General features: G+C 70.1%; 2 protein-coding genes. One reads left to right on the top strand and one right to left on the bottom strand.

What is annotated here, in order from left to right; all coding sequences use genetic code 11:
* Positions 1–42 precede the first annotated feature (42 nt).
* The gene (locus A9O63_RS00355; protein ID WP_069330140.1) at positions 43–1,845 is read right to left on the bottom strand and encodes a flavin-containing monooxygenase; all 1,803 of its coding nucleotides are present in this window, start codon (positions 1,843–1,845) and stop codon (positions 43–45) included.
* Between the two features lie 236 nt (positions 1,846–2,081).
* On the opposite strand from A9O63_RS00355, the gene A9O63_RS00350 reads away from it, so the two are divergent.
* On the top strand, positions 2,082–3,545 hold a 1,464-nt coding region (locus A9O63_RS00350), incomplete at its 3' end, for a sigma-54-dependent Fis family transcriptional regulator (RefSeq protein ID WP_069330139.1).

The raw sequence follows: 3,545 nt of genomic DNA, 5'->3' as shown, positions 1-3,545 counted from the left end.
GGCGGGGCCGAGGGAGCGCGGCGCCCGCCCGCAGATCCGCCCTCAGCGCAGGTGGCTCGGCGGCCGGAGCCCCCAGACCGGCGTCTCGATCCCGGCCTGCCGGGCCTTCAGCTGCAGCGCGAGGTAGCGCGAATAGTGGCGCGACTGATGCAGGTTGCCGCCGTGGAACCACAGCGCCTCCTGCATCGTGGGCTTCCACATGTTGCGCTGCTCGCCCTCCCAGGGGCCGGGATCCTTGGTCGTGTCGGATCCGAGGCCCCAGCATTTGCCCACCTTGTCGGCCACCTCCGGGCTGATGAGATCGGCCGCCCAGCCGTTCATCGAGCCGTAGCCCGTGGCATAGACCACCAGATCCGCCGGCAGCTCGGTGCCGTCCTTCAGAACCACCGCATCTTCGGTCAGGTGGCTCACGTCCGACCCCGACTTCAGCTTGATCGAGCCGTCGATGACCAGATCGCAGGCGCCCACGTCGATGTAGTAGCCCGACCCGCGGCGCAGGTATTTCATGAACAGGCCCGAGCCGTCGTCGCCGAAGTCGAGCAGGAAGCCCGCCTTGCGCAGCGCGTCGTAGAAGTCGGCGTCGCGGCGCTGGATCTCCTCATATTGCGGGATGTGGAACTCGTGCATGATCCGGTAGGGCACCGAGGCGAAGATCATGTCGGCCTTCTCGTGGTCGATGCCCTCTGCCACCGCCTTCTCGGAATAGAGCCCCGAGAGGCAGACTTCCATCAGGCTGTCGGACTTCACGATATGGGTCGAGGAGCGCTGGACCATCGTGACATCGGCTCCGCCCTCCCACAAAGCGGCGCAGATGTCGTGGGCCGAGTTGTTCGAGCCGATCACCACGACCTTCTTGCCGCGATAGGCATCGGGGCCGGGATGCTGGCTCGAATGCTGCTGCTCGCCGCGGAAGATGTCCTGCCCCGGGAAGCTCGGCACGTTGGCCTTGCCCGACATGCCGGTGGCGAGCACCAGCTGCTTCGGGCGCAGCACCACCTCCTCGCCGTTGCGGTCGACGATCACCGTCCACTCGCCCGCGGCCTCGTCGTAGCGGGCGGATTTTGCCGTGCTCGAGGACCAGTAGTTCAGCTCCATCACCTTCGTATACATCTCGAGCCAGTCGCCGATCTTGTCCTTCGGCGCGAAGACCGGCCAGTTGTCCGGGAAGGGGATGTAGGGCAGGTGGTCATACCAGACCGGGTCGTGCAGGCAGAGCGACTTGTAGCGTCGCCGCCAGCTGTCGCCGGGCCGCTCGTTCTTCTCGAGGATGATCGTGGGCACCCCGAGCTGGCGCAGCCGCGCGCCGAGCGCGATCCCGCCCTGACCGCCGCCTATGATGAGGACATAGGGCTGCTCCTCGTAGCCCAGACGCCGCGCCTCCTCCTCGCGCTTCTCCTTCCAGGTCTTGCGGTGCGGATCGTGGCCGTGCTCGGCCCCCATCGGCCGGCGCAGGCGGCGCGGCTCCTCATGGCCCTTCAGCTCATGGAGCGCGGTCAGGAGCGTCCAGACCTTGCCCTCCTTCATGCGGATATGGCCTGCGCCGCGGCCGGTCGCCGTCTCGAAGGTGAGCCAGCCCTCCGTGACCCCGTCCGCCGAACTCACCGTCTCGGCCGGATCGAGCGCGAGCGCCTGCGGCCCGATGGGCCCGAGCTGGGCCTTGGCCATGGCGCGGATCTCGCCCTTGCCCTCGCAGGTCTTGATGTTCCAGGTGAAGGCCGCGAGGTCGCGCCAGAACCCGGTCTCGAGGAAACAGTCCGCGACCGCCTCCGCATCCTGCGCCACCAGGGCCCGTTCGAGTTCCGCCACCAGTGACGCAAGCGCCAGACTTTCACTTTGATCGAGCATGAATGCCTCCCTTCTTCCTCCGGCATCGAGCCTCGGCCGCAGGGCGCCGCGCGCCAAATGGTGAATCTCGCGCGAGCCTTTTCAGGCACTTGGCAGGACCCCCTGTTGCAGGAGCTGCAACAGGTGGCGCAGCGCCTGCGGCAGGCTCAAGCCTAAAGCCTCATTTCGCCCCGTCCCGTCCTTCCGCTACCATCGGTCCGGACGGGCTTGGGAGGGCCCGGGAGGGAGGGACCTGCATGGAGCACGAGCTCAGCCATGTGCGCGAGATCGAGGCTGCGGCCGAGGGGCGTCCGCCGGGGCGCGACCGGGTGGTGGTCGAAAGCTGGCTCCGCTGCCTGAACCAGCATCGGCTGGATCCGACCGCCCGGTCCGAGGCCTTCATCCTGCCCGAGACGGCGCTGCGCGAGCATCGCCAACGGTCCGAGGCGCTGATCGCCATCGCCCGGTCGGGGATCGAGAGCCTCTACGGGCTGGTTGCGGGGCAGAATTACGTCCTGCTGCTTGCGGATCGGGCCGGGGTGACGGTGGAATATCTGGGCGACGAGGCCCAGAAGCAGGAGCTGCGCCGGAGCGGTCTCTACATGGGCGCGGAATGGTCCGAGGCGCGCGCGGGAACCTGCGCGCTCGGCGCCTGCATCGAGACGGGCGAGCCGCTGGTGATCCACCAGACCGATCATTTCGACGCGACGCACACCGGCCTCTCGTGCACCGCCGCGCCGATCTACGACACGCTCGGCCGGCTCTCGGCGGTGCTCGACATCTCGCTCCTCTCCTCGCCGCGCGCGAAGGCGAGCCAGTCGCTGGCGCTGAAGCTGGTGACGGCGGCGGCGCGGCGGATCGAGATGGCCAACCTGATGGCCGAGAACCGGCGCGAATGGGTGCTCCGGCTCTCGGCCTCGCCGGACTTCCTCGACGTGGATCCCGAGGCGGCGCTGTCGCTCGACGGGACGGGGCGCGTGCTGGGGCTGACCCATGGCGCGGCGCGGATCCTCGCGCAGGCGGCGGGGCAGGACTGGCGCGCGGCGGGCGGGCTGATCGGGCGGCCGGTCTCGGACTTCCTGAACGTGCGGGTGGACCGGCTCGACGATCTGATGCGCCAGCGTCCCGCGGCCGAACGGTTCATCGAGACGCGCGACGGCCACCGGCTTTTCGCCCATGCGATCGAGCCGCGCCGCGCACCCGCCCGGGCGGTGCCCGCGCCGGTGAGCCTGCCGCCGCCGCTGCGGAGCCTCGCGGGCGACGATCCCGCGATGGCCGCGCTGTTGCGGGCGGCCGCGGCCCTTGCGCCGCAGCGGCTGCCGATCCTGATCGAGGGCGAGACCGGCACGGGCAAGCTCACTCTCGCCCGCGCGATCCATGCGGCAGGGCGCGGCGGGCCCTTCACGGTGGTGCGCTGCGCCGAGATCGGCGAGGAGGAGGCGCTGCTCTTCGGCCGCCAGACCGGGCGGCGGCAGGAGGAGGGGCTGATCGCGGCCGCCCATCGCGGCACGCTCGTCCTCGACAAGATCGAGGATCTGCCGCCCCGCACGCAGGCGCGGCTCCTGCGCCTCGCGGCCGAGGGCAGCTATCTGCCGGTGGGCGGCCTGCGCCCGGTGCCGGTGGACGTGCGTCTCGTCTCGACCGCGCTGCCGGGCGGGGCCGAGGGGCTGCGGCCCGACCTCCGGCACCGACTGGGCAACGACTATGTGGCCAAGGGCCTG

This window comes from Cereibacter johrii (genome assembly GCF_001720585.1).
GTDB classification, from domain to species: Bacteria; Pseudomonadota; Alphaproteobacteria; order Rhodobacterales; family Rhodobacteraceae; genus Cereibacter_A; species Cereibacter_A johrii.
Note: the sequence above shows the minus strand (reverse complement) of the source record. Positions and strands in the feature narration are given on the sequence as shown.

Excerpts from the sequence above, each read along its gene's own strand:
- A9O63_RS00355 (WP_069330140.1), bottom strand. The coding sequence starts at position 1,845 with ATGCTCGATCAAAGTGAAAGTCTGGCGCTTGCGTCACTGGTGGCGGAA.